This is a genomic window from Priestia sp. FSL W8-0524 (assembly GCF_038005965.1).
Classification (GTDB): Bacteria; Bacillota; Bacilli; order Bacillales; family Bacillaceae_H; genus Priestia; species Priestia zanthoxyli.
The window spans coordinates 3,723,138-3,749,891 of record NZ_JBBOUG010000001.1; the positions used below are offsets into that span (position 1 = coordinate 3,723,138).

The window sequence follows — 26,754 nt, forward strand, 5'->3', positions numbered from 1 at the left end:
TTCTTAAAATCCGAACTTTTGGAAAACAGTATTTTTATATATTTTGTACACGCTTTTGCCTGCAATTTGGTTAATCAAAACAGCATTGCGATAAGCGCCTAAACCTAAGTCCGGTGCTCCAACTCCGTGTGTATGAAGCTCTCCGTTTTGCACAAATAGCGGGGCTCCTTTCTTCTTCATCTCAACTTGATAGCGTTCGTTAATTTTCAGCTGGCCTTTTTCATCGAATAGTACATGTTCTTTTAAACCTTCCATAAAAGCAGGCTCTTTTGCATGATAGCCAGTAGCCATAATGACAATTTCACTTTCTTCTTTTTCAAATGAGTCTTGCTCGTATTGGTGAAGAGTCAGAAGATGTGTATCGTTTATCTTTTCAACGCCTGCAAGTTCCGTAAGCGCGCGCATCGTTAGAGGCACTTCTTTTCCTCCAATTGTTCGTTCGTAAATCAAATCATAAATATTCCCGATTGTTTCAAAGCTTATTCCTTTATAGAGGAGAGCTTGATTTCGTAAAACGCTCTCTTTTTTCTCTTCGGGCAATCTGTAAAAATAGCGGGTATAATCCGGTGAAAAATGTTCAAGGCCAAGCTTTGAATATTCCATTGGATAAAAACCTTTTGAGCGCGTATACCAATTCAGCTTATACTCAAACTCAGGCTGCTGTTGAAGTAAATCATAGACAATTTCAGCTGCACTTTGACCAGAGCCAATTACGGTTATGCTTTTAGCCTGCAGCGTTTGCTGACGCTTCATTTTGTAATGAGCGGAGTGATAAAACGTATCGCTTGCCACTGTTTGAAAGTCTCTTGGCACTACGGGCTGCGTACCTACTCCAGTAACAAGATGATAGCTGTAATAGGTATAAAGCTTTCCTTCTTTTTCAACTGTTACTTCGTAGTAAGGCTTAGCGTCTTCATGCATTTTTACTTCTTTTACTGTGCTGTTAAATTCAAGCCCACTCAGCTGGCTCGCTACCCAGCGGCAATAGTGATTGTATTCATTTCTCGGAATATGAAACTTTTCAAAGAAATAAAACTGATACAAGCGCTCATGCTCATGCAAATAATTTAAGAACGTGTATGGACTCTTCGGATCCACCATCGTGACCACATCTGCCATAAACGGCACTTGAAGTGTTGTACCTTCTAAAAGCATTCCTGGATGCCAATTAAACTCATTCTTTTGTTCAAAACATTTATATGTACAATCTTTTTTATCAATTAAAGCGGCTAATCCTAAATTAAATGGACCAACTCCTACTCCAATTACGTCTAAAATGTCCCGTTGTTCCATTCGCTCCACCTTCTTTCAAATACTTCTCTTTCACATTTCATCAGTACACCCGTTTTATCAGGCAGCGACACTTCTTTCATGAATTGAAACCCGCATTTTTTAAATACTGCAATCATTTTTTCATTTCGTCTATCTGGCTCCGCTATTACTTTAGCAGTGTCTGCTACGTTAAACTTATGCTTTAGCAAACTAAGAAGGAGCGGATAAATATAGCCTTTTCCTAAAAAAGCAGGTTCTCCAATCAATAAATGAATTCCTTGATCTCCTTTTTCATAAGGATAATAGTTACTGATTATGTCACCTTCAACCATATAAGATTCCCAATAGCTCATAGGTACACCATCAATTTCTCCGATTAGCAGCTTTTGATGAGAATCAGCTAAAAATGTTTTTAAATGCTGCTCGTACGCCTGTTTTGAAATATTTAAATTCCAATACGGAATAACATGCGGTTCATGCATCCACTTGTACAGCCGTTCGAAATCTTTTGCAAAAGAAACAGAGCGAAAGGTAATGCTCTGCTCCTTTTGCTGAATCATAAATGGATACTGCGTTTGCAAGGCTGATTTCATACACGTACACCTGCAGATTCGAACAATGGATTCTCGACATTTACATAAACAGACTGTGTTTCAAGAGATCCTACCAGCTCATCCATATCATGAACGCGCGTTAAGAAGTTGGCTTTGCAAGGAAGCACTTTCTCTTCTAACATTGATGAAACAAGCCCTGTATGATCTTTTTCTTTGTACATCTCGATCTCTTGTCGCAAAATCAATAGCAGATCTGATTCTTGAGTGAGGCCAGCTGCACCAAAAGCGTTAACTAATCCTAAAATATGATTAAAAAATACGTAATAACGAAATCTTTCTTCTGCTACAGCGTCATCACAGACCGTATCGCTTTCTCCGTTTAAGAAAGGAAGCAGCTTGCGAAGCTCTTGTTCCTTTGATTTCATAAAGTAATAGCCTTGGTTATCGCGGTAGTAAAACACCGATGGATATCCGTTTTCATCAAGTTTAATAACGGAGTTTTGCTGATGAGCTTCCAGCGCAATTCCTTTTTGAGTGTAAAGCCACATCATAGGATGAAAAGATACGTCTAAATAGCGTTTAAACCAGCGCTTGCTTACATCTTCAGTCGTGCTATTTTCACTTGCAGCAATGTGATGAATAATATTTTCAATTTGAGAAGCTTCTCCAAACACATGATCTTGACACAAACTGGCTAGAAGTGTTGTACGATCCCCTTGCTTACCTTGAAAAGGATTGCTTCGAATCATAACTTCAAATCCAAGCTCCTTTTCTCCAAGCGTGATGTAAGCAGGGTCTTCAATTACTTGAAAAGCCGGATGATTTTCGTGAAGCTCCGCCTGTAATCCCTTTTGCAATAAACGGCTAACTTCTACCCCTCTGCTTAATTCTTTGCGTTTGTTCACTCTCAGTGAATTAGTGATCTTTACCGGAATGGAAAATTTGTACATCACATCTGCATTGTTACTGTATACGGTTCGAACAGACGAAGTCGGATAAAACAGCTGACCGTGTGGCCCTAGATAAGCAAGCCTGCCTTTTTGAATCCATTGGCACACTTCTTCTTTTCCTAAAAGATAACGAGCTTGCAGCGGATGCATAGGTATAAGTGAATAATCGTCCGCTTGGCAATAAGAATGTATGAATTCTTCAGAAACCGTCTTATCTTTTTTCAGCTGCTCTTTAATAAGCTGTGAAGCGGTTTGATTTCCAGCGGACTGTTCTGCAACGAGAGATGCATGCGCTTTAAAATAATGAAGCTGAAATTCCCCGTTCACTTCAGGTCCAAATACCTCTTCTTCTTCAGGTAATATCCCTTGGCGGCTTTTAGGTGTTGGATGCAGCTGGTGCCCAATAAGCAGGGACTGTTCAGATTCTAAGAACGTTTTGTCCCATTTATAGCACGTCTCTAACTCTTTCTGCCTTTTTTCAATGAATAATTTCATATTTTCATAGCTTAATAGAACACGTATAATTAGCTCATTTACTTGTACTAAATGATCCGTTACTTCTTTTAAAAGAAAGGCCAAAAGAGTGACGATATCTAACTCCTTAATCTCCTCTTGCTGAATACGATAAGAAAAGTTTGAAAAGAACAAGTGACGTCCGGTGGCTGAGCGGTACTTTACTGGAAAGTAAAGAGTTACCGGCTGTTTTTCTAGTCTAAGAACGAGCGTTTCCTCACTTTTTATTTCTGAAACGGACTCCCATACTCCCTTACCTGTCTCTCGAATATAGCAATTAATAATGTTTTGCATCGTAATAAAATTAGCCGATAACTGAGCGTTCACGTAATCGCTCCTCCTTTTTCTCCAACTGTTTGCCTAAAGCAACAACTTCCTCTAAATGAGTGACAACAGAATCAAATGTAATCATAGGATTTAACATCGTTAGTTTTAAATAGACTCGTTCTTTATGCTTTGTTTTTGCCATGATAAACGTGCCTTTTTCGTATAAGTGCTGCTGAATACGCTGATTCAACCTATTTTCATAATGCTGATGCTTTTGACAATCACTATATAAAATATCTGGTACATAGCGAAAGACAACCGCGTTCATATAAGGGTCATTTAACACTTCTACATTGCTTTGTTTTTGTAAGTAGTCAGCTGTTTGCTTAGCAGTTTCAATCGTGTGGTCAACCATTTCTCCGTATTCATTTGCACCTACTGCACCGAAAGTAAGCCAGAGCTTCAAGGCGTCAAACCGCTTTGTCGTTTGAATGCTGCGGTCTACTAAGTGCACATGCTCATCTTCTTCAGGATTTAAATAATCTGCATGAAGCTGAATGTGTTTAAACATAGCTGAATTTTTCAGTAAAAATGCTCCGCAGCTTACAGGCTGATAAAACCATTTATGAAAATCCATCGTGATAGAATCCGCTTGTTCAAGAGCTTGTAAGCGTTCACGGTACTTATGGGAAAACAGCAGCCCTCCTCCATAAGCGGCGTCAGCATGGAGCCAGAGCCCTTCTTTTTTAGCAAGCTCACTTATTTCAAAAAGAGGATCTACGCTGCCAAAATCTGTTGTACCTGCCGTTGCTACAATAGCAAAAGGGAGGTTGCCCTGAGCTTTCACTTCCTGTATTGCTTCTTCTAAGCTTTTTATATCCATTTCATGCTGCTCATTGCACTTTACACTCACCACTGCACGCATGCCCAGCCCAAGCTGAGCTGCAGATTGTTGCACCGTAAAGTGCGCTTTTTCCGAGCAGAAAATCCGCAGTTTTTTAGCTTGGAACGGTAAGCCTTCTTTACTAACATCCATTGAAAAGGCAGAATGGCAATATTCATTACGAGCAAGCAGGAGTCCCATATAATTTGACTGCGTCCCTCCGCTTGTAAAAATGCCTGAAGATGAGCTTGGATAACCAATTTGTTGTGTTAACTCATCAATCACTTTATCTTCTATATACGTAGCTGCCGGACTTTGATCCCACGAGTCCATAGATTGATTCAAAGCAGAAATCATCACTTCCGCAGCAAGAGCGGGTATAATCGGAGGGCAATGCAAGTGCGCCATTGCTCCGGGATGCGAAATATGAAGCGAATGATTCATCACTACTGCTTGTACGTTATCAAATAAATCTTCTAGCGGCTGTTCGTGCTTGCTAAAATAGACAGAACGATTGACTAAGTTTGACAACTCTTCAACGTCGATGTGAGTATAAGCGGACTTTAATTCATAGTAGTGACGTTTGATCATCTCAGTCATTCCGCCTATCATCGCTTCATAATTCTCGAGGCTTTCCTTTGATGATGATAAAAACCACTTTTCAAACGGTGCCATTCTATTTATTCACCCACTTCTCTTCTGCTGCTTTTACCGCTTCTTCAAATTTCGTTAATATTTCATCCGTTTGTTGTTTCGTTAAAATTAATGGAGGAAGCAAACGAATAACAGCACCATGCCTTCCACCGACTTCTAAAATGACGCCTCTGTTAAAACATTCTTTTTGAATCAGCTTAGCTAACTCACCGTTTGCAGGATGACTGCCGATTTTATTAGCCGGCTTTGTCGCGTCGATGATTTCAACACCCAGCATCAAACCTCTTCCACGTACATCTCCAATCGACAATACTTGCTTTTGAATATGTCTTAGCTGGCTTTGAATGTAGGCTCCCAACTCGTGAGCATGCGCAGGTAAGTTTTCTTGTTTTATAAATTGCAGAGTAGCCCGTCCTGTAGCCATTGCAAGCTGATTTCCTCTAAAGGTGCCGATATGTGCACCTGCTTCCCATTGATCAAGCCTTTTATCATACAGAACAACGGATAATGGAAGGCTTCCTCCAATTGCTTTAGACAGTACTAATACATCTGGTTCGATATCAGCGTGCTCAAATGCATACAGTTTTCCTGTTCGTCCAATTCCAGTTTGAACTTCATCCACAATAAGCGGAATATTTCGTTCTTTTGTAATTCGACGAAGCTCTTTTAACCATGGAATCGGTGCTGGAACAGAGCCTCCTTCTCCTTGTACAATTTCTACTACAACACCGGCAGGAGTAACAATTCCGCTCTCAGGATCATCCAGCATATTTTCAATATATGTACTAATATACGTGTGTCCTTCAGCACCTACGCCAAAAGGGCAGCGATATTCATATGGGTAGGGTAAAAAATGTGTATCTGGCACTAGCGCATGAATGTGCTTTTTTGGACTCGTTGTACCGCTGATGCTTAATGTTCCGTGTGTGGAGCCGTGATATCCCCCTTGAAAAGATAAAATCGTTCGGTTGCCTGTTGCTGTTTTCACAAGTTTCAAAGCCGCTTCAATTGCGTCTCCTCCAGTGGGACCGCAAAACTGAATTTTCGCTTTGTTTGCGAAATTTTCCGGCAAACTAGCGAACACTTCATCGATAAAAGCTTCTTTTACAGGCGTTGTTAAATCTAATGTATGTAAAGGAATAGATTTTGCTAAAACGTCTTGAATTGCTTCATGAACTACGTGATGGTTATGACCAAGAGCAAGTGTGCCGGCTCCTGCTAAACAATCAATATACTCTTTTCCATCCATATCCGTGATCACGGCGCCTTTTGCCTGCTTAATCGCAATAGGAAGGCGTCTAGGATAAGATCTTGCATTGGATTCTCGTTCATTTTGCATAGCAAGCAGCATTTCGTTTGATGTAAGTTGTTTCGTTGACGTTGACATATCATATCCTCCTGTTTGTTCAATTGATAATGATTTTCATTAACAATTACAACAATAAATGATAATGATTATCACTGTCAATAATTATTCTGAAAATATGAAATTATTCCTATTTCACTCTACAGTCGTAAAAACTCAGTATTTCTCTTGTGTATCAAGGGTTAAAAGAGTTTTATGTTGTTTTCCAATTAGGGAAAACTATGTAATAAGTCCCTTTCTATTTCCAAATAAAAAAGTGCTACAATTTCTTGTAGCACTTCTGTTACTTTTGCTTATTCATCGTTTCTTTTGCAGCTTTTACACTCCTTGGGTCAAGCGGTTTCGTATATTGACAATTTACTCGAACCCCTGAACCAATACGAATTTCTTTCACGGGAGTAACGGATAAGAACGCTTGAAGATTTTCAGGCTTCAGCCCTTTTGTCCCGATTAAAATAATATCTTTATCTTTCATTCTTCTTAACAGCTTTTTAATATGAGGAATACCGTTTAGCGCACTTTTATCCGCTCCTGAAGTCATGACACGCTGAATTTGCTTATAGCTTAAAAGCGTTTCAAGCGCCTTTTCTTGATCACTGATTTCATCAAATGCTAAGTGGAACGTTACGTTCATTTCTCCTGCCGCATCCAGCAGTCGCTTTAAAGCTTGCTCATCGATAATTTTGTCTTCTGTTAAACAGCCAATTTCAATTCCATCAATGCCAATTTCTCTTGCATAGTGAATATCTTCAATCATTGTTTGCAAATCATCTTCATCATATTGAAAAGATTGATTATGTGGACGAATCATCACAAATATTGGGATATGTATCGTTTCTTTCACTTTTTTCATCAAACCGTAGCTTGGGGTTAAGCCGCCTTCACCGATTCCAGTTACAAGACTTATACGATCGGCACCATGTTCCTGGGCAACTTTAGCATCATGCAAGGTTGCAGCTGTGACTTCTAATATCATTCTAAAAACACCCTTTCCCCTTTAATATAGAGCTTTTGCCTTCTTTTCCCTGTATTTATACTTAAAAAACTCTACCAAACTCTCTTATGTAAGAAAACACCCAAAAGATGTGATTAATATTTTCAAAAAATTGAATGTCATGGAAAAAGAGTAAGAACTATTCTTTTTCTCATGACGTTTCAATTAATAAAATTCTATATTTATACTAAAGATCCAAAAATACATCCCTTTTATCTAGGGTAAAGGGTTTATTAAAAAGAGCGTGGATTTGTTTGTTGCATGAACATCCACTCATTTAAAGAATGAGGCTGCTGATGACCAACGGGTGCTGAGACATCGCGGCATCCGCAATCTTGCATCGGCATTTGACCCATTCCTCCGTGCATTGGCGGCATTCCTCCATGCATCGGCATTTGACCCATTCCTCCGTGCATTGGCAGCATTCCACCTTGCATCGGCATTTGACCCATTCCTCCGTACATTGGCGGCATTCCACCTTGCATTGGCATTTGACCCATTCCTCCGTGCATTGGCGGCATTCCTCCATGCATCGGCATTTGACCCATTTCTCCGTGCATTGGCGGCATTCCACCTTGCATCGGCATTTGGCACATTCCTTCGTGCATTGGCGGCATTCCACCTTGCATCGGCATTTGACCCATCCCTCCGTGCATTGGCGGCATTCCTCCATGCATTGGCATTTGACCCATCCCTCCATGCATTGGCGCCATTCCGTCTTTCATGGGCATTTGATCCATCCCTCCATGCATTGGCGGTAGTTCTCCGTACATTGGCATTTGATTCATGTCTTTTTGCATAGTTGGCATTTGACTCATTCCGCCATGCATCGACGGCATTCCGTCTTTCATCGGCGGCATTTCTCCGTGCATCGGCATTTGCTTTGTGCCTTCTTGTATCGGCATTGCCTGCATTTCCTTTGCAGAAGGCATCGGCGGCATTTTAGCAGGCTTAGGTGCTGCTTGCATATATGGATTGGATATCGGTTGTCCGGTTTGTTTCATTCCATACGAATTTCTCATTTTTAAGGGCTCCTTCCCATTCTCTTACTCTGTTTACGTTATTCTTTTTACCATCAATCTGAAATTCGTCCATAAGAAAATAGGCCTTCTACACATTCAAAATTGTAGAACGTATGAGAAAAAAGCTATAATCGAGGCGAATTGCAGATAGAAAGGTGGCACATGATGAATAAAACCATTATCGTATGGATTCGAAAAGATTTTCGGCTGGTTGATAACCCAGCTCTATTTCACGCAGCTAAAGAAGGAATGGTTGTACCTGTTTATATCCATGACGACCATGAAGAAAACTCAATGGGAAGTGCAAGTAAATGGTGGCTTCACCATGCGCTAAATGACTTTAAAACTTCGATCGAACAAATACAAGGAACGCTAATTGTACAAAAAGGAAACCCTAAAGATGTGTTGCAAAAATTACTCCATGAAACGAATGCGCAAGATATTTATTGGAACAGACGCTATGAACCATATGCGCTAAAAAGAGATAAAGAGCTTCAAGCTTTTTTTTCAGAGCAACAAATAAATATTCGCACATTTGAAGGATTTCTCCTTCATGAACCTTGGAAAATCACAAAAGAAAATGGAGATCCTTATAAAGTATTTACAGCTTACTATAAAGCTGCTCAAAAACATGCCGTATCTTCTGCTGTAAAAAAAGTTACTTCCATACAGGCCTTCTCTAAACCAATTGAATCTCTTTCGGTCTCAGATCTCGATTTACTTCCAAGCATCCCCTGGGACGAAACGATTAAGTCGACGTGGGAAGCTACGGAAAAAGGCGCTGTTAATGCCTTTAAAACGTTTTTAAAGAAGAAGTTGCTTCACTATGAAAAAGGACGAGATTTTCCCGCTGAAGCATTAAATTCATTTCTATCTCCTTATTTTTCTACAGGACAGCTCTCAGCTCGAGTCCTTTATCATTATTTGAGAACTAAAGCAGAAAAAGTAAGCTCTGATGCCTTTGACCATCAAGCTGAAATGTTTATTCGTCAACTTGTATGGAGAGATTTTGCTTATCAGCTGCTTTATCATTTCCCACACACTACAAGTGAACCGCTGAATGAAAAATTCAAGCAATTTCAGTGGGCGGACGGCAATGAAGAGCTTCAAGCTTGGAAAAATGGAAAAACCGGCTATCCCCTTGTCGATGCCGGAATGCGGGAGCTGTGGGAAACAGGTTTTATGCACAATCGAGTTCGAATGGTAGCTGCTTCCTTTTTAGTAAAGCATCTTTTAATTCATTGGAAACACGGAGCCAATTGGTTTTTTGATACCTTAGTAGATGCAGATTTAGCTAACAACACAATGGGCTGGCAGTGGGTTGCAGGCTCGGGAGCAGACGCCGCGCCATATTTTCGTATCTTTAATCCAACTGCTCAATCAGAAAAATTTGATAAAGAAGGAGAATATATTAAAAAGTGGCTTCCAGAGCTTAGAGATCTGCCTTCCTCCTACATTCATAAACCTTGGGAGGCTCCAGCAGACGTATTAGAAAAAGCAAACGTTACGCTTGATAAAACATATCCGACTCCAATTGTTGATCATAAAGCAGCTAGAGAGCGTGCGCTAGAGCATTATCAAGACATCAAATAAGAGGTATTATTCACCTCTTATTTGATGTCTTGATTTTTTAAATGTGTAAAAATTCCCATTTCGCATCTATTCGCAACTAAAAACATGTATTTGAAATCCATTTATAGGGTTTTCAAGCCCAGTTTCCCTCTCTATAGCACATTTGATTTTTCATATTTTTTCCTATAATTTGAATATATAATAATGATTATATGTGCTTGAGAACTCTCTCACTGCATAGATCTGATTGGAGTGATTCGATGCCCGTTTGTCCTTCTTGTAACTATAAGGAAGATTATAATTTTTGCAGAATGTGCGGCACTCAAGTTCGTCACACCTTCACCAACCAAGAAGATCAGCTTTTTTATCCATTAAAAGATCGAATCATTGCCGATGACAATGAACCAAAGCATCAAGCTATTTTATCTCATACCCATGATTTAGTATGTGCTATTACTGAAGATGGCATTTATGAATACGCTTCTCCTTCTTACGCTAAAACATTAGGGGTTTATCCTGATGAACTTATTGGACAACATGTGCTTATCAATGCGTATCCTGAAGACAAGCACCTAATCTCGACTATTTTAGCTAACATGAGCAAAACAAAAGATGCCTCCACATTTGAATACCGGAAGTTTCACGTGAATGGCACCATCGTTTTATTAGAATGTAAAGGCGCTCCAATTATCACAGCTACTGGAGAAATCGAAGGGTTTGTATTTATCTCACGAGACGTAACAGAGAAAAGACAAGCAGAGAAAAAGATCCAGAATTCAGAAAAACTCTCTGTCATTGGTCACCTTGCTGCAAGTATCGCACACGAGGTTAGAAATCCTTTGACAACCATTAAAGGGTTTATACAACTGTTCAGTGAGACACAGCAGCCGAAAGAAACAATGGTTTATCGAGATCTCATTTAGCACGAACTCTCACAAATTGAACATATTATCGCAGAATTTATGAGCTTAGCTAAACGAGAGTACGCATATACAGAAAGCCTTATTATGACAGACTTGCTAGATGAGGTATTAAAGCAATTTGAACCGGTTACCGAAGTCAAAAACATCCACATCATTCGCCATTATCCAAAAGAATATCCCCTGCTCATTAGTGGGCAAAAAACACAGCTAACCCAAGCATTTATTCATATTATACAAAATGCCATTGATTCTATGGAAAGCGGCGGCAAGCTGGCTGTATCGATTGAAAAATCAGCTAGAGAAACGCTATGCATTGTGATAAAAGATAGCGGATGTGGAATTGACTCAAAGCGTATCCCTCATATAGGAGAGCCTTTTTATACAACAAAAGAACGAGGAATAGGCCTGGGACTAACCATTTGCAACAAAATTATTAACGAGCATAATGGGTTGTTCCACGTATCAAGTGAAGAAAATGACGGCACAAGCATTACCATTACCCTGCCTATGAAAACGCCTGAACTTTATGTGGTAGAAGTGTAAAAGAAGCCATCTAATTTACTCAGATGGCTTCTTTCTTTAAAACAGCTGGGTGTACAGCTGATACTTATAAAGCATATAGAAACTTCCTATCACTGCCAGGTAAAAGATGAGAGTCTCTGCTCCACCACCTGTTTCATATGTTAAAGGAGGCTTAAACTTCTTCTTGCTAAGAGGAGAGAAAAAAGGTACCCCTCGTTTAGAAAAGAAATCTCCAAGAATATGAAAAGCGTATCCATAGGCTATCCCTAATGTAAAATCGTTGTTATACATCGTATGTAAATAAAAAATAAGTCCACTTGCAAGAATAGAATGCGTGATACCTCGGTGTCCAAAAATAGATTTAATGACTTTTGCAAGACCAAGAGATCTTCTACCAATATATGAATTTGGTTCATCTATATCAGGAAGCAGCGCTCCAATCGCAATGCCTACAACATAAGGAAATGTAAACGAAGCGTCTCCTGTTATAGCCACACCGGCACCGGCAGCAATCGATGTTGCAATATGTGTGTGATATCTCAAATATGCCACCTTCTTTCTTTTTCAACTTAAGGCAAGCACCGTAACCAAAATCATACATATGTTCGCCCAACGTTAACTATAAGTGAAGGTGGTAAAAATGTCAAAATAATCTATAGTTATGTAAACTGCATACCGACTAACCCGATAAGCATCACAAGAAAACTAATAAGAGTACCCTTTCCATTTTTCTTTGCTCTTCCATCTTTTTTGACAATGGAATAAATCCACGTACTCGAATACACAGCGAATCCAAGAAAACCAAATAACGTAATATATGTAAACATGCCGAAACTCCTTTGCTTGTCATTACTATTAACTATACGAGATTTTTTCAAAAAAACAAAGTAGTATGACGGCTTGTTTAATATCTCTTTCTTTTTCTTATACTAAGAAGAGGAGGGATGTCTATGCACCAAAAGCAGTTGGAAGATATATTTGACTTTTATGGACTGAGCGAGGTTTATCGAGGCAAATTTGAAGATGTTGATCACCACTGGTTATTTAAAGACGCCGAACCAACTATACTAGAAGATTTTTTTAATTCTCACGATTGCGAAGACCTTGCATGCTGTACTCTTGAGGAGTTTTGTTTTTCATTCATGAATTTTCAATCAATCCATGCACAAATTCCCCACGTGTACTATTACTAAAAAAGTGATTTCGCAGGAAAGCGAAATCACTTTTTATTAAAAGCCTAAAGAAATATATTTTACTTCTAAATATTCTTCAATTCCGTAATGTCCGCCTTCACGTCCAAGTCCACTTTCTTTAAAGCCGCCAAACGGCGCTTGTGGTGTAGAAGGTAGTCCATCATTTAGTCCTACAATACCATATTCTAAAGCTTCAGCAATACGAATAGCTTCTGAAATATTTTCAGTGAACACATAAGCTGCTAATCCGTAAGGCGAGTTATTTGCACGGCGAATAACTTCTTCTTCTGTTTGATACGTCGCAATTGGAGCAATCGGTCCGAATGTTTCTTCGTACATACAAAGCATATCATCCGTTGCACCATCTACAACCGTAGGCTCAACAAAAAGTCCGCTTCCCTCTTCGCGTACAGCCCCTCCAGTTAAGACGTTTCCACCCTTTGCTACAACATCATCTAAGTGGCGCTTTACTTTTTCTAACGCTTTTTCATCGATTAAAGGTCCGATATCCGTACCTTCTTCTAAGCCGTTTCCGACTTTCAGCTGACTAACGGCTGCTGCAAACTGCTCTGCGAACGGTTTAGCAATAGACTCGTGCACGTAGATGCGGTTTGTACATACGCATGTTTGACCAGCGTTACGGAATTTAGAAGCAATTGCATTTGTTACTGCTTTATCTAAATCAGCATTTGCTGTTACGATAAACGGAGCGTGTCCGCCTAATTCTAAAGACACTTTTTTAACCGTATCAGCTGCTCCACGCATTAACAGTTTACCTACTTCTGTAGAGCCCGTAAACGATAGTTTGCGTACGCGTCCATCTTGAAGCCACGCTTCTCCAATCGCTTTTGCATCTCCTGTAACTACATTCATTACGCCTTTTGGAATACCTGCTTCCTGCGCCAACTCTGCTAGACGAAGAGCCGTTAGTGGCGTTTGTTCTGCCGGTTTAATAACCGCTGTACATCCAGCTGCTAGAGCTGGGGCTACTTTACGCGTAATCATAGCTGCCGGGAAGTTCCAAGGTGTAATAGCTGCCATAACTCCCACAGGCTGCTTATGAGCAAATAATCGTTTATTAGGAGAGGAAGCTGGAATTGTTTCACCGTAAATGCGTTTTCCTTCTTCTGCGTACCATGAAACGAATCCGTTGGCATAGCCAATTTCACCTTTTGCTTCTTTAAGAGGCTTACCTTGCTCGACTGTCATGATTTCAGCCAGTTCATCCGTGTGTTCTTCGATCAGCTGATGCCATTTAAATAATAATTTACCGCGCTCTTCTGCTGTTTTTTTAGACCATGTTTGAAACGCTTCATAAGCAGCATCTGCTGCTAGCTTTGCTTCTTTTTCTCCGCCTTTTGCAACGGTAGCTACTACTTCATTTGTTGCTGGATTTACCACTTCGTATGTATCATTTGCCGAAACAAATTCTCCGTTAATATATAAGTTTGCTTGCTTCATATTTCTTCACTCCCTGCTTAAATTTATCTACTCACTGTTCGGTACTGTCCGACACATATTTTCGAATTTTACGGCTCGCTTGTGATTGACTAATACCAAGCTGTTCGGCTACTTTGTAAGATGACCTATGCTGTTCAAACGCCTTGATGACCATTTCTTTTTCCACATGTTCAATCATTTCAGGAAGCGTATGCACAGGTGGATCGATAGCAAACTCTTTTGCAAATGGCAAGTCTTTAAGCGTAATCATTTCTTCTCCTGTAACAACCAGACGCTCAATGATATTTTCCACTTCGCGAACGTTTCCTTTCCATTCCTGCCCTAAAAATGCATCTAATGCCTTTGGTGATAAGCGTACATTACGTTCGTATACCGTATTAAAATGATGAAGAAACTGATAGACAAGAGGCAGAATATCTTCTTTTCGCTCTCGTAAAGGTGGGATCGTAATTGGCACCACGTTAAGTCGATAGTACAAATCACGTCTAAACTTTCCTTCTTCGACCATTTGCTCCAGGTTTTGATTCGTAGCAGCAATAATTCGTACGTCTATTGATACTGCTCTTGTTGAGCCCACGGGACGAATTGTACGGTCTTGCAGTACATGGAGCAACTTACTTTGTGCTGAAAGAGAAAGTTCACCAATCTCATCTAGAAAAAGCGTGCCTTCGTTCGAAAGCTCAATGATCCCTTTTTTCCCTTCGCGAAATGCTCCAGTGAACGTACCGCCTTCATAGCCAAATAGCTCTGACTCAATAAGCTGTTCAGGAAGCGCTGCACAATTAAGCTCATGATACGGCTGCTGTTTTCTTGTACTAAGCTGATGAAGCAGTTTTGCTACTCTGCTTTTTCCTACCCCTGTTTCTCCAAGTAAGAGAACGGTTGTATTTACAGAAGCAACTCGTTGAATGGTTGAAAAAACTTTTTTCATCGCTTCGCTTTTTGTTACGATTCCTTCTAAATCTACGGATTCGTTTAACTCTTTTTTATAGTTTTCAAGCTGTTCTTCCATCTCTTCTACTTTTCGTTTTAATTCCATTAAGTCTGTGAGATCTCGAGAATAGCTAATAACACTTTTCAATTGCCCGTCATTAGTAAATACTGGCCTGGTCCGCACATGAAGATATCGGCCTGAGTTTGTTTTTTGAACCAATTCAATTGCTTGATTAGATTCAATCACCTTTAACGTGGCCGAAGGATAAAAGATGCCCATTTCCTGAAGTTCTTTTACGTGCTTTCCAATAAAATCTTCCACTTTCAAAGCATAATTTTTTTCACACTCTGAATTTACAACTAATACATACCCATTTGCATCAGTTACAAAGATTTCATCAAATGATGACTCAAATATATCGTAAAGTTCGTCGTTAATTTGCTGAATCTGCTTTTTATGAATGGTCATTTGAATCACCTTTTCGTCAAAAAATAATTATTATTTTATTTTATCAGAAAATGAAAAATCTATAAATAGAGTGTCCAAACATATCCATTCTTTGTGATTTATGAAGAATGAGTGAAGAGTTCTCTCTTCACTCATGCCTCAATTTCTCTTATACTTCAACCGTTTGCTGCACGCTTGCTTCTAGTGCTGCTTCAAAAATAGCTAAGCCTTCTTCTAGCTGCTCATCTGTAATAACAATCGGCATTAAGATACGAAGAACGTTTCCGAATACTCCCGCGCTAAGCAGTAATAATCCACGTTTGTTTGCTTCTTTTACGATGCGCTGTGTAAGCTCTTTATCCGCTTCTTTTGTTTCGCGGTCTTTCACAAGCTCGATAGCAGACATAGCTCCTAATCCGCGGATATCACCGATACAGTCATATTTTTCTGCTAATTTTTCAAATCGTGATGTTACCACTTTTCCAAGGTACTCACCGCGTTCATTTAGCTTTTCTTCTTCAATGATATCAAGTACAGCTAAAGCCGCTTCACATCCAAGAGGGCTTCCGCAGTACGTTCCGCCAAGCTCACCAGGATTAGATTCATCCATGATTTCAGCGCGGCCGATGACACCACTAATCGGTACACCAGCTCCTAGTGATTTAGATACTGTAATTAAATCTGGTGCAACGTCAAAGTGTTCAATACCGAAGTAGCGGCCCGTACGTGCAAAACCAGCTTGAATTTCATCTGATACAAATAAAATTCCGTGCTCTTTACATAATTGATACACTTCTTGCACAAAACGTTTACCTGGAACAATGAAACCACCTTCGCCTTGAATTGGCTCCATTACAACAGCTGCAATCGTTTCTGGTGCTACTTCTGTATTTAAGAAGTTTTTGAATTCAGTGATCATAAACTCTTCGTATGCTTCAACTGATAATCCTTGTGGGCGGCGATACTCATAAGGATATGGAGCTTTGTATACTTCAGGAGCAAACGGTCCAAATTCATATTTATATGGCTTTACTTTACTTGTCATTGTCATTGTCATTAATGTACGGCCGTGGAAACCGCGGTTAAATGAAATAATTCCTTGACGCTTTGTATATTTACGAGCAATTTTCACTGCATTTTCTACAGCTTCTGCTCCGCTATTTAAAAGTAATACTTTCTTGTCAAATTCACCAGGAGCAATTGCTGCTAGTCTTTCTGCAAGCTCTACATATGACTCATACATCATGACATTAAATCCTGTGTGAATAAAACGGTCTACTTGCTTGTGAAGCGCTTCTTTTACTTTTGGATGACTATGTCCTACATTGATTGTGCCAATTGCCCCTACGAAATCAATAAACGTATTGCCATCGACATCTTTAACGATCGCCCCTTCAGCCGTATCAGCAAATGTCGGAATGCCATAACTTACACCTTTCGGAATGGCACGGTGTCTTCTATCTAATAATTGCTTTGCATTTTCTCCCGGTAAATTTGTTGCTACTTTGCTAAAAGTTTGACTCATTTTTTATCTTCCTCTCATATTAAATAATTCTTCAATTAGTTTATATGCAAAAAACGTGCCAACTTTTAAAAGGCTGAAAAATAAGCATTTTTAGATAATTCTAACGATAATTCACTCATTAATGAGTCAATATAAACTTATCAGTAAGTCAAAAATGACTCTCTTTTCACATAAAGTGCAGGGATTTTATATTGCCATAAAAGGAACAAGGCTTTTATAATAAATGTATAAATATAGTAATGTTATGATTAATCTCTTTATAAAGGAGTGAAAAATATGCTAGAGGGCTGGTTTTTATGGGTTATTTTATTTTGGGTTGTCTTTTTAATGAGCATGTTTGCTATCGGCGGATTTTTTATGTTCAGAAAATTTTTAAAGCGCTTACCAAAAGAAGACGGCATGTCTGAACTTGATTGGCAAGATCACTATCTTTCCAAAACCATTCACCTTTGGTCAGCGGATCAAAAGCAGCTATTAAACGTTCTTGTTGAACCAGTACCTGAACTATTTCGCGATGTGGCCAAACAAAAAATTGCAGGGAAAATTGGGGAACTCGCACTTGAGGAACAAGCCGCCTCTATAACAGAAGACTTAATCGTACGTGGATACATCTTAGCTACGCCTAAACGTGATCATAAATTTTTATTAAAAACATTAAAAAAGCAAAAAATAGATGCCGTCCCTTATCAGCATTTATTTTAAATCAAAAAAGGTGGCTGCGTAGCCACCTTTTTTAATTTAATATCGTTGTATTTCCAAGACGATCATTGTGCAGCTTTCGTTCGAGCTTTTTGTACGATGTGTACATCGCAATGCGCCAAGGTACAATCATACCAAATGCTAAAATCCAGAACATACCGCCAAGCTGGCCAACATCAATTGAAGAACTTAAATATATTTTCATTGCAATTCGAATAATAAGCAAACCAATAATAATGAATGCAAAAGCTTTTGAACGCTTCAAGTAAATATGATCGTCACGAATTTCAAATTTAGACGTTTTAATTAACAGGATTGAGAAGATCATGCCTGCTATTAACGCCTCAAGCAGTTCTGCACCCGTTACTCGAAACATTGGAAAGATAAACATTAACGCTCCCGTACTCATAAAAAAAGGCGGAAGTATAATTTTTTTTGCATTCGTTGGTTTATCAGCAGCTTTCATTCGAACAACTAATATGAAAGAAGCCATAAAAATTGCGACAAGTGTTGAAGCAATAACCAATGAAATCCTTCCTTTACTATAGTTTAGTGTGTACTTATATTATAATCCAAAAAACATCAGAAGTAAAAGTGCAACAAAAAAACAGAAGAGGATCTCTTCTGTTTTTATTTAGTAGAGGTAATATCTGCTTTTGCTTTTTGCTTTTGTTTTTGCTTTTTCATTGCTTTTAGTAAGAACCCGCCTTTAAATTTACGCGGCTCGTATGAAATAATGAAAGCACGAGGCTCATATTCTTCAATGAATGCTAATAGCTCTTCTTCTCTACTTCTTTTTGTTAAAATGTCTAATCTATAGCGTGCACTGTCTCTTCCTTCACCTTGGTACACAGTAACACCAAAACCTTCCTGTCGAAGGCGGTTAATTAACTCTTCATTTTTGGTCATAAGGTTAACTAAGAATGTTGTATATCCGATAGCAAGCCTAGATTCGATATAACTTCCAAGTATAATTCCCACTCCAAATCCAACTGCGTATACAACCATAGCAAGCGTGCTTTGATCTCCTGAAAATACTAGGGATAAGCCAAATACATAAATTAACGCTTCAACAAATCCAAAAACCGAGGCATACATACTCATACCTTTGACTAAAAAAATTGTGCGCAGCGTCAAGATCGGTACATAGATCAGTTGCAAAAGCAAGATTAACAAAATATCTTTCAATTTATACACCTCTTTTTAACAATTAAAAATATGACGATTTCATTGTATCACTCCGTATTTATAGAAGATATAGTAAAAATAAATTTTTTCTATATATTTTTTCGAGTCATATTCTTGCTTCTTTCCTAAGAGCTAAAATGAACGTTTGGTCTTTAAAAAACAAAAAAGAACCTGCCAACTTCCAGATTCTTTTTTGTATCATTTTCCCTTTTTAAAAGCCCGTAAACCCTCCAAATACGCTCGTTGTATAAATAATAATTTTTGTCATCCAGTCAAAATATAAAATAAACCCCATGCCAATCATTGCGTATCCGCCAACTTTCATCATGGAATTCATATGTTTTTTTAACCAGTTCATTTTTCCAATAAAGAATGTCATGATAAAGAACGGAATAGAAAACCCAAGTGAATACGTTATCATGTACAAAAGACCGGAGCCTGGGTTTGTCGCTGCAAGCGCCATAACCGATACTAAAATAGGTCCCGTGCAAGGAGTCCAGCCGGCAGCAAAAGCCATACCAATAAAAGAAGAACCTAAGAGTCCAGCCGGCTTATTGGCGAATTGAACTTTATGTTCCTGCATAAGAATTCGAGGCTTAAAAATCCCTAGTACAACTAGACCAAAGAAAATAATAAGAATAGCGCCAATCTGCCGAATTAAATCCTTATAGTTAAAAAACCACTGACCAATAAAGGATGTCGCAAAACCAATCATAATAAAGATAACAGAAAATCCCAGCAGGAAAAAAGCTGTGTGAATAAAAGCTTTGCGCTGATGTGACTTAGCGCCTTCCTTTAGCTCGCTGACTGATACTCCCGTTATGTACGATAAAAAAGCTGGATACAAAGGCAAACAGCAGGGTGAAATAAACGATAAAAAGCCTGCGCCAAATGCCAAAAATAAATTTAAATCTCCCACATTTCCCACTTCCCTTTTTTGTTCTTTTTGTTCTTTTTCGTTACCATTTTGTAACCAAATTGTCTTATCTCACTTCTTTCAAATAGTACCATTATCTTGTATAATTAGGTAAACGACTTGTTAGAAGGGATACATAGCATTGGCCAAAAAAGATATTCTATTAGCGATTGAAAAGAAACGAGAAGAACTCATCCGCATAGTCCGAGTAAGTGGATTAAACTCTCCACCTGCTATTAAACATAGTCAAGAATTAGATCATTTATTAAACGTTTACAATGAATTCCCTGCTCAAACAACAGAAACAACCTCTTCATGAAGGTTGTTTCTTTTTTTCACCTTCACTCTATCAATTCTTTATAAATCTCTTTTACTCCTGTTTCTTTATTGAAATTTTCCTCTTTTTCACTGTGCTGAAGCTGATACATATTATAGTACAAACCGCCTTTATCTAGCAGTTCAGCATGCGTTCCTTTTTCGACTATTTTCCCTTTATGCAATACTAAAATACAATCGGCGTGTTGAATAGTTGATAAACGATGTGCAATCGCAATCGTTGTGCGGCCTTTTCCCATATCTCTTAACACTTCTTGAATCGCTTCTTCCGTTTCTGTATCGATATGGGCTGTTGCTTCATCAAGAATAAGGATTTTAGGGTTTCGAATCACCGTTCTTGCAAATGCTAAGAGCTGACGCTGACCGCTTGATAAAGTTGAACCTCTTTCCACTAGCACTTCATTATACTTATTAGGAAGAGCTTCGATAAATGCGTGAGCTTGCACAAATTTCGCCGCTGCTTTTACTTGCTCATCAGAAAAATGGTCTTCATGCAGCGTAATATTTCGCTTTACGGTATCGGCAAATAAAAAGGCATCTTGCAGCACCAGCCCTACCTGATCTCGAAGCTGTTTATTTGAAAAGGACGACAGTGGTTTATTATCGATCAAAATGTCTCCTTTTTGCTGCTCATAAAAACGCATTAATAAATTAATGATGGAGCTTTTCCCGCTTCCAGTATGGCCTACTAAAGCCACTGTTTCTCCTTCGTTTACCGTAAATGATATATCAGAAAGCACATCTCGAACACCGTCATAGGAAAACGTGACGTTTTTGAATTCTACCGTTCCTTTTTGTACCCCCTGCTTTTGTTCTCCTGTCATCACTGGATTTTTTTCTCCCTCATCCATCAAATCAAATACCCGGGAGGCTGATACCATCGCTTGCTGATACATAGAAAGACGCTGCATCATTTCATTAACGGGCTCAAAAAAACGATCCAAATAGTTGATAAACGCGTAAAGAACACCAATTTTAACAGGACTGTCAGCTACGGAAATGCCAAAATAACTGAGCACAAGAATAACGGCTAAAATATAAAGAATTTCGACAGCAGGCCTCAGTAGCAAACCATCTAACTTAATATTGCGCATGCCCGCTTTGTAGTGCTCATCATTAATTTCTTCAAATTCCGAGCGAAGCCGCTTTTTTTGACGAAATAATTGAATAATGGACATGCCTTGCAAAGACTCATGAAGCTTGGCATTTAACTGACTTAGCTTTTCTCGGAGCTGTCCGTAGTAAATAGCGCTGTAATGCTGATAAAGCTTCATAAGTCCCCAAATAAACGGGAGAAGAACTAAACAGTAAAAAGCCAGCTTCACATCTAGCATAAACATCGCTATAAAAATACCAATCAAAAATACCCCATTTTGAATAAAAACCGCGATGACTTCTACAAACATTTCTTTCATAGCTTCCGTGTCATTTGTAATTCGAGAAACAAGGCTTCCCGTTGGCGTGTTGTCAAAAAAGCGAAGCGCCAGACGATGAACATGAGAAAAAACGTCAATTCGAATCTGCTGAATAATTTGAAGCGCAATTTTCTGAAACTGCAGAAGCTGAAAGTATTGAACGACAATTTTTAAAAGCTGTAAAAGCAAATAACTGCTTGCAAGCCACACCAGAGGCTGAAGAGGCAAATACTTAGGAGTTAAATAATCGTCAATGAAAATTTTAATCAAAATGGGCCCTAATAAATCAGCAGCCGTAGCAATTAATAATAGAGTGAACGCTAAAAAAAATGATTTTTTATGCGGAATTGTATAGTGAAACAGACGTTTATGTACCGAAGAATGCTCAATTTTCATTTTTCGTCTCTCCTTCTTCTACCGCACGTTCAAGCTGCTGTCTATCGTACATATCCTGATACCAGCCGCTCACGCTAAGCAGTTCCTCATGAGTTCCTCGCTGAATAATTTTCCCTTTATCAAGGACAAGAATCAGGTCTGCATGAGTAACCGAGCTCAGCCGATGCGCTGTAATAATCGTTGTTCGATTTTGACGTTTTTGCTTCAACGCTTGTAAAATACCCGCTTCCGTTTTTCCATCTACCGCTGATAGCGAGTCATCTAAAATTAAAAGCTCAGGATCTAATAGAAGAGCTCTTGCAATCGAGATACGCTGTTTTTGTCCACCAGATAACGAAACGCCTTTTTCACCTACTATTGTTTGATAGCCATCTGTAAAATCGAGGATGTCTTTATGTACATTTGCAACTTTAGCCGCTTCTTGGATTTCTTGATTGCTTGCGTCTTCTTTTCCGAACGCGATATTAGCAGCGACTGTTGTCGAAAACAAAAAGTGATCTTGAGGAACATATCCAATGCTTTTGTACAGTGAATCAAAAGCATAATCTTTAATGTCTTTTCCTCCCCATAAAACAGCTCCGTCGCTTACATCAAATTCACGAAGCAACAGCTTTAAAAGCGTGGTTTTCCCAGCACCCGTCTTTCCAACAATCCCTAACGTTTGACCGCGAGAAAGTGTAAAGTAAATTTCGTTTAACGTGTATTCGTCTTCTTTACCATACGAAAACCTATGAATAACAGCTTCAATATTTCCTGTTGGCAGTTCAACACTAGGATGCGCTGCTTCTTCAATCGAATTTTCTTCTTTTAATAAAGAAAATACCCTGTCATATGATGCTCTTCCTCGTTCCACAATGTTAAATAGCCAGCCAAACGCGAGCATCGGCCAAATAAGAAGGCCCAAATAAGTTGTAAAGGTAACAAGCTGCCCCAGTGTTAACTCTTCATTAATCACCATCTTGCTGCCAAAAATAAGAGCAAGTAAAAAAGAAAGTGCTACAATAATCGAAATGGTCGGATCAAACAATGCATCTACTCGTGCTACTTTCATGTTCTTTTGAACAACATCTGCAGACTTCATACGAAATTCTTCGACATCAGCTGCTTCTTCCCCAAACGTCTTAATGACTTTAATTCCGCTAATGCTTTCTTGAACCTTATCATTTAAAGTAGAAAATGCTGCTTGTGCGTGATGAAACCGCGCATGAAGCAATGTACCATAGTAACTTGTTAAAACGGCCATAAGCGGCATAGGAATAAGGCAAATAAGCGTTAATTTCCAGCTGATTGTTAGGGCCATTGTGCATAGAACAAGCCCTCCTGTGACAATGGAATCCACGAGCGTCAAAACGCCCGAACCTGCAGTTTGTTGAATAGCTTGAATATCATTCGTTGCATGGGCCATCAAATCCCCAATTCGCCGCCGCTGATAAAAGGCCTGATTCATCCTGGTAAAATGAGTGTAGAGGGTATTTCTCAGCTGCTTGGCTAGTTTAACAGATGAACCAAATATCATAATACGCCATATGTATCTTGTGAAATAGGCCACAACAGCAGCTCCTAGCAAAATGCCAACCATCTGCATTAAGCGCTTTCCATTCAGCGTCCCTTCTTTAATGCCATCTACCGTTAAACCAATAATTTTAGGCGGGAGAAGTTCTAATGCTGCCACAATAATGAGCAGCGCTATCCCCGTTATGTAAGACTTTTTTTCCTGTTTGAAAAACCACCATAACTCTCGAAAAATTTTCATCGTATCCCCCTAGCCCCACAACCATTTTCTTATCTCTATCATAAAACAAAAGACACCCTTCTGAATAGAGAGTGTCTGTCCAATTAACCATTATTTAATTTGGCCGTTCATTGCTTTCATCATTTGGTTAATTTTTTTCTGCGATGGTTTCATGCCCATTTGCATCATCATCATTTTTAACATTTGTTCATTAATTGGTGGATTTTTCTTCAGATAGCTCATCATATACTTACGAGCAATGAAAAATCCTAGCGCTATCCCAACAATTAATGCTAGAACACCAACTAGAATATACATTCCCATGGTATTACTTCCTCCTTCGTGTTGTCTAACTTACAGTGTACTAGACCATACGCTATTATACAATATTTCCGTTCCAATTTCCTTAAATAATTACACAAATTTTCTTGTTTTCACAGGCCTCAGCCAGCCGTATTCATCCGTTCCATAATTCACTGCTAAAAAACAAGGATCTAGCTTGCGTAATACTTCAAAAAAAGCTGTCTCAGCATCAACATTGCCATCTCCTTCAATTGTTATACAGCGATTCGTTAATTTTATAGATGCTCGACTTTTTTTATGAGGATATTCTAGCACAAACGTCTCTTGATGAGTAAAAAAATGAGGATAATGAGAAAACGCCTGAAGTAATTCTCGTTGAATAAATGAATTGGGCAGTTGGCGAGTAATGTAATGAACTTGTTTTTGTAAATGCGTTTCCTGCAAGTGACGTTTCATTTTATATTCAATCAGCAGCTGATAAATGAGCTTTTCTCTTCGAAAATAGGATGATGCAACTTCTTCCTCCATTAAATATACTTCATACGTTCTCACGATTCATCCTCCCTTTCGGCTCGTTCTTTTTTGTACCATTATACCGAATGGTGTACGCAATGCTTGTCTATCGATGAAAAAATTTCTTTGTTTTTTTGTCGAAAAAAAAGAGCAGACCATAGGAGTCTGCTCTTTCTTGTGAAAAAGAATTATGCATTAAGCAAGCTTTTCACTTTTGCTACTACATTTTCAACTGTAAAACCAAATTCTTTCATGATTGTTTCACCAGGAGCAGATGCACCGAAGTGATTAATACCAAGAACTTGTCCCTCGTCTCCAACATAGCGTTCCCAGCCAAGTGTAGAAGCCATTTCAATACCTAAACGTTTTTTCACTGATTTAGGGATAACACTTTCTTTGTACTCAGCAGATTGCTCTTCGAAACGATCCCATGCAGGCATACTTACTACAGATACATCAATGCCTTCTGCAGCTAATGCTTTTTGTGCTTCTACTGCTAGGCTTACTTCAGAGCCTGTTGCAAGTATTAATGCATCCGCTTGGTCTTTACCAGCTTTAGATACAACGTACGCGCCTTTAGACACGCCTTCGTATGCATTTTCTTTTGTACCTTCAAGCGTTGGCAAGTTTTGACGAGTCAATACAAGCGCCGTTGGGCGGTCAGTTGATTCTAATGCTAAGCGCCATGCAGCAGCTGTTTCATTTGCATCTGCAGGACGAACCACTGAAAGACCTGGCATTGCACGAAGTGATGGCAATTGTTCAATTGGCTCATGTGTTGGGCCGTCTTCTCCAACTGCGATACTGTCATGTGTGAATACATATGTTACAGGAAGCTTCATTAAAGCTGCTAAGCGAATTGCTGGGCGAAGATAATCAGAGAATACAAAGAATGTTCCTCCGAATACTTTTACACCGCCGTGTAGAGCCATACCGTTTAATGCAGCTCCCATTGCAAATTCACGTACACCGAACCAAATATTACGTCCGCTGTAATCAGCTGCAGTGAAGTCTTCTGAACCTTTAATCATTGTTTTATTTGACCCAGCTAAGTCAGCTGAACCGCCGAAGAATTGAGGTACAGCTTGTGCTACTGCGTTTAATACTTCTCCAGAAGAAGCACGGCTAGCTAAGCTTGAACCCGTTTCGTATGCTGGAAGCGTTTCTTCCCAGCCTTCCGGTAACTTTCCTTCTACTGCTAGTTCAAATTGACGACCTAGTTCAGGATATTTTTCTTTATACTGTGCAAATACATCGTTCCATTCGTTTTCTTTCTTTTGGCCATCTTCAGCAATTGTAGCTTTGAAGTGAGCATACACTTCTTCTGGCACATAGAAATCTTCTTCAAATGTCCATGCATAAGCTTCTTTTGTTAATTTTGTTTCATCGGAACCTAATGGAGAACCGTGCACGCCAGAAGTACCCGCGTGGTTTGGAGAACCAAATCCGATTGTTGTTTTTACTTCAATTAGCGTTGGGCGTGTTAAATCGCTTTTTGCTTCTTCAATTGCGTTTGCAATCGCTGTCAAGTCATTGCCGTCTTCAACGCGAATTACTTGCCATCCGTAAGCCTTGAAACGATCTTCTACGTTCTCAGAGAACGAGCGATCTAAATCTCCGTCTAAAGAAATATCATTTGAATCGTATAAAACAACTAAGCGTCCTAATTTTAAGTGTGCCGCTAATGAAGCTGCTTCAGCAGATACACCTTCCATTAAGTCTCCGTCACCACAAATACCATACGTAAAGTGGTCTACAATTTCTAAACCTTCTTTGTTGTATGTTTCAGCTAAATGACGTTCTGCCATTGCTTTACCAACAGCCATTGCAATACCTTGTCCTAGTGGACCAGTTGTTGCATCAACACCTGCTGTATGACCGAACTCTGGATGACCTGGTGTTTTGCTTCCCCATTGACGGAAGTTTTTAAGGTCTTCAATTGATAAGTCATATCCAGCTAAATGAAGCAAGCTGTATAATAGTGCCGATCCGTGTCCTGCTGATAATACAAAGCGGTCACGGTTGAACCAGTTTGGATTCTTTGGATTGATGTTCATAAATTTTGTCCACAATGTATATGCCATTGGAGCAGCTCCCATTGGCATACCTGGGTGACCTGAATTTGCTTTCTCAATCGCATCGATTGATAAAGTACGAATTGTTGCAATCGAAAGATCTTCAATACGTTGTGTCATACTCTTCAT

General features: G+C 39.1%; 26 protein-coding genes. 6 read left to right on the forward strand and 20 right to left on the reverse strand.

The features are described from left to right. Window positions 1–3: 3 nt before the first annotated feature. The 7 genes from NST66_RS19550 to NST66_RS19580 form a co-directional block, all read right to left on the reverse strand. Complete coding sequence (locus NST66_RS19550; protein WP_049166069.1) at window positions 4–1,293, reverse strand: lysine N(6)-hydroxylase/L-ornithine N(5)-oxygenase family protein; 1,290 nt, start codon at window positions 1,291–1,293, stop codon at window positions 4–6. Beyond that, window positions 1,272–1,865 carry a GNAT family N-acetyltransferase gene (locus NST66_RS19555; protein WP_028415137.1) on the reverse strand — a complete coding sequence of 198 codons (594 nt, stop codon included), beginning with the start codon at window positions 1,863–1,865 and terminating at the stop codon, window positions 1,272–1,274. Before NST66_RS19555 ends, NST66_RS19550 begins: the two co-directional genes overlap by 22 nt. After that, window positions 1,862–3,616, reverse strand: a complete 1,755-nt coding sequence (locus NST66_RS19560) for an IucA/IucC family protein (RefSeq protein WP_155007686.1) — start codon at window positions 3,614–3,616, stop codon at window positions 1,862–1,864. The genes NST66_RS19555 and NST66_RS19560 overlap by 4 nt, the downstream gene beginning before the upstream one ends. Continuing rightward, window positions 3,594–5,114: a pyridoxal phosphate-dependent decarboxylase family protein gene (locus tag NST66_RS19565; RefSeq protein WP_155007685.1), complete on the reverse strand. Its 1,521-nt coding sequence runs from the start codon at window positions 5,112–5,114 to the stop codon at window positions 3,594–3,596. Before NST66_RS19565 ends, NST66_RS19560 begins: the two co-directional genes overlap by 23 nt. A 1-nt stretch (window position 5,115) precedes the next feature. Next, window positions 5,116–6,480 (reverse strand): aspartate aminotransferase family protein, encoded by a 1,365-nt coding sequence (locus tag NST66_RS19570; RefSeq protein WP_033579844.1) that lies wholly within the window; start codon window positions 6,478–6,480, stop codon window positions 5,116–5,118. A gap of 262 nt (window positions 6,481–6,742) precedes the next feature. After that, window positions 6,743–7,435, reverse strand: a complete 693-nt coding sequence (locus tag NST66_RS19575; RefSeq protein WP_014458532.1) for a copper homeostasis protein CutC — start codon at window positions 7,433–7,435, stop codon at window positions 6,743–6,745. A gap of 251 nt (window positions 7,436–7,686) precedes the next feature. After that, entirely contained in the window at window positions 7,687–8,475 is a 789-nt protein-coding gene (locus tag NST66_RS19580; protein WP_340843654.1) for a hypothetical protein, read from the reverse strand. A 165-nt stretch (window positions 8,476–8,640) separates the two neighbouring features. On the opposite strand from NST66_RS19580, the gene NST66_RS19585 reads away from it, so the two are divergent. The 3 genes from NST66_RS19585 (at window position 8,641) to NST66_RS19595 (ending at window position 11,513) form a co-directional block, all read left to right on the forward strand. Next, on the forward strand, window positions 8,641–10,068 hold the full coding sequence (locus NST66_RS19585; RefSeq protein WP_445326389.1) for a cryptochrome/photolyase family protein: 1,428 nt from the start codon (window positions 8,641–8,643) through the stop codon (window positions 10,066–10,068). Between the two features lie 239 nt (window positions 10,069–10,307). Next, the gene (locus NST66_RS19590; RefSeq protein WP_340843656.1) at window positions 10,308–10,970 is read left to right on the forward strand and encodes a PAS domain S-box protein; all 663 of its coding nucleotides are present in this window, start codon (window positions 10,308–10,310) and stop codon (window positions 10,968–10,970) included. A gap of 84 nt (window positions 10,971–11,054) precedes the next feature. Continuing rightward, window positions 11,055–11,513, forward strand: coding sequence for a sensor histidine kinase (locus tag NST66_RS19595; protein WP_340843657.1), 459 nt, complete (start codon window positions 11,055–11,057; stop codon window positions 11,511–11,513). Between the two features lie 36 nt (window positions 11,514–11,549). Here NST66_RS19595 and NST66_RS19600 read toward each other — a convergent pair whose 3' ends face one another. Continuing rightward, window positions 11,550–12,035, reverse strand: coding sequence for a metal-dependent hydrolase (locus NST66_RS19600; RefSeq protein WP_013084711.1), 486 nt, complete (start codon window positions 12,033–12,035; stop codon window positions 11,550–11,552). 116 nt (window positions 12,036–12,151) lie between these two features. Continuing rightward, window positions 12,152–12,319: a hypothetical protein gene (locus NST66_RS19605; protein ID WP_165573659.1), complete on the reverse strand. Its 168-nt coding sequence runs from the start codon at window positions 12,317–12,319 to the stop codon at window positions 12,152–12,154. Window positions 12,320–12,442: 123 nt separating this feature from the next. On the opposite strand from NST66_RS19605, the gene NST66_RS19610 reads away from it, so the two are divergent. Further along, complete coding sequence (locus tag NST66_RS19610) at window positions 12,443–12,685, forward strand: hypothetical protein (protein ID WP_033579816.1); 243 nt, start codon at window positions 12,443–12,445, stop codon at window positions 12,683–12,685. A 36-nt stretch (window positions 12,686–12,721) separates the two neighbouring features. Here the strand turns inward: NST66_RS19610 and NST66_RS19615 are convergent, their stop codons facing one another. The 3 genes from NST66_RS19615 to gabT form a co-directional block, all read right to left on the reverse strand. Continuing rightward, the gene (locus tag NST66_RS19615) at window positions 12,722–14,146 is read right to left on the reverse strand and encodes an NAD-dependent succinate-semialdehyde dehydrogenase (RefSeq protein WP_028411357.1); all 1,425 of its coding nucleotides are present in this window, start codon (window positions 14,144–14,146) and stop codon (window positions 12,722–12,724) included. Between the two features lie 31 nt (window positions 14,147–14,177). Beyond that, window positions 14,178–15,548 carry a sigma-54 interaction domain-containing protein gene (locus NST66_RS19620; protein WP_028411358.1) on the reverse strand — a complete coding sequence of 457 codons (1,371 nt, stop codon included), beginning with the start codon at window positions 15,546–15,548 and terminating at the stop codon, window positions 14,178–14,180. Between the two features lie 148 nt (window positions 15,549–15,696). Then, the gene (gabT, locus tag NST66_RS19625) at window positions 15,697–17,052 is read right to left on the reverse strand and encodes a 4-aminobutyrate--2-oxoglutarate transaminase (protein ID WP_028411359.1); all 1,356 of its coding nucleotides are present in this window, start codon (window positions 17,050–17,052) and stop codon (window positions 15,697–15,699) included. A gap of 276 nt (window positions 17,053–17,328) precedes the next feature. On the opposite strand from gabT, the gene NST66_RS19630 reads away from it, so the two are divergent. Then, window positions 17,329–17,754, forward strand: a complete 426-nt coding sequence (locus NST66_RS19630) for a DUF2621 domain-containing protein (RefSeq protein ID WP_028411360.1) — start codon at window positions 17,329–17,331, stop codon at window positions 17,752–17,754. A 31-nt stretch (window positions 17,755–17,785) separates the two neighbouring features. Here the strand turns inward: NST66_RS19630 and NST66_RS19635 are convergent, their stop codons facing one another. The 3 genes from NST66_RS19635 to NST66_RS19645 all read right to left on the reverse strand — a co-directional run bounded on the left by NST66_RS19635 (window position 17,786) and on the right by NST66_RS19645 (window position 19,858). Further along, entirely contained in the window at window positions 17,786–18,277 is a 492-nt protein-coding gene (locus NST66_RS19635; RefSeq protein ID WP_013084715.1) for a CcdC family protein, read from the reverse strand. A 104-nt stretch (window positions 18,278–18,381) separates the two neighbouring features. Next, the gene (locus NST66_RS19640; protein ID WP_013058767.1) at window positions 18,382–18,939 is read right to left on the reverse strand and encodes a DUF2179 domain-containing protein; all 558 of its coding nucleotides are present in this window, start codon (window positions 18,937–18,939) and stop codon (window positions 18,382–18,384) included. 211 nt (window positions 18,940–19,150) lie between these two features. Beyond that, window positions 19,151–19,858 carry a cytochrome c biogenesis CcdA family protein gene (locus NST66_RS19645; protein WP_033579815.1) on the reverse strand — a complete coding sequence of 236 codons (708 nt, stop codon included), beginning with the start codon at window positions 19,856–19,858 and terminating at the stop codon, window positions 19,151–19,153. Window positions 19,859–19,997: 139 nt separating this feature from the next. Between NST66_RS19645 and NST66_RS19650 the strand changes: the two genes are divergently transcribed. Continuing rightward, complete coding sequence (locus NST66_RS19650; protein ID WP_013084718.1) at window positions 19,998–20,174, forward strand: aspartyl-phosphate phosphatase Spo0E family protein; 177 nt, start codon at window positions 19,998–20,000, stop codon at window positions 20,172–20,174. Window positions 20,175–20,196: 22 nt separating this feature from the next. Here NST66_RS19650 and NST66_RS19655 read toward each other — a convergent pair whose 3' ends face one another. The 5 genes from NST66_RS19655 to tkt form a co-directional block, all read right to left on the reverse strand. After that, complete coding sequence (locus NST66_RS19655; RefSeq protein WP_340843658.1) at window positions 20,197–22,002, reverse strand: ABC transporter ATP-binding protein; 1,806 nt, start codon at window positions 22,000–22,002, stop codon at window positions 20,197–20,199. Further along, a complete protein-coding gene (locus tag NST66_RS19660) occupies window positions 21,992–23,755 on the reverse strand; it encodes an ABC transporter transmembrane domain-containing protein (RefSeq protein WP_340843659.1) in 1,764 nt (587 codons plus the stop codon). The genes NST66_RS19655 and NST66_RS19660 overlap by 11 nt, the downstream gene beginning before the upstream one ends. Window positions 23,756–23,845: 90 nt before the next feature. Further along, the gene (locus NST66_RS19665; RefSeq protein WP_013058772.1) at window positions 23,846–24,058 is read right to left on the reverse strand and encodes a YneF family protein; all 213 of its coding nucleotides are present in this window, start codon (window positions 24,056–24,058) and stop codon (window positions 23,846–23,848) included. Between the two features lie 90 nt (window positions 24,059–24,148). Then, window positions 24,149–24,589, reverse strand: a complete 441-nt coding sequence (sirA, locus tag NST66_RS19670; protein WP_028411364.1) for a sporulation inhibitor of replication protein SirA — start codon at window positions 24,587–24,589, stop codon at window positions 24,149–24,151. 149 nt (window positions 24,590–24,738) lie between these two features. Further along, window positions 24,739–26,745 carry a transketolase gene (gene tkt, locus NST66_RS19675; RefSeq protein WP_049166088.1) on the reverse strand — a complete coding sequence of 669 codons (2,007 nt, stop codon included), beginning with the start codon at window positions 26,743–26,745 and terminating at the stop codon, window positions 24,739–24,741. Window positions 26,746–26,754: the final 9 nt, after the last annotated feature.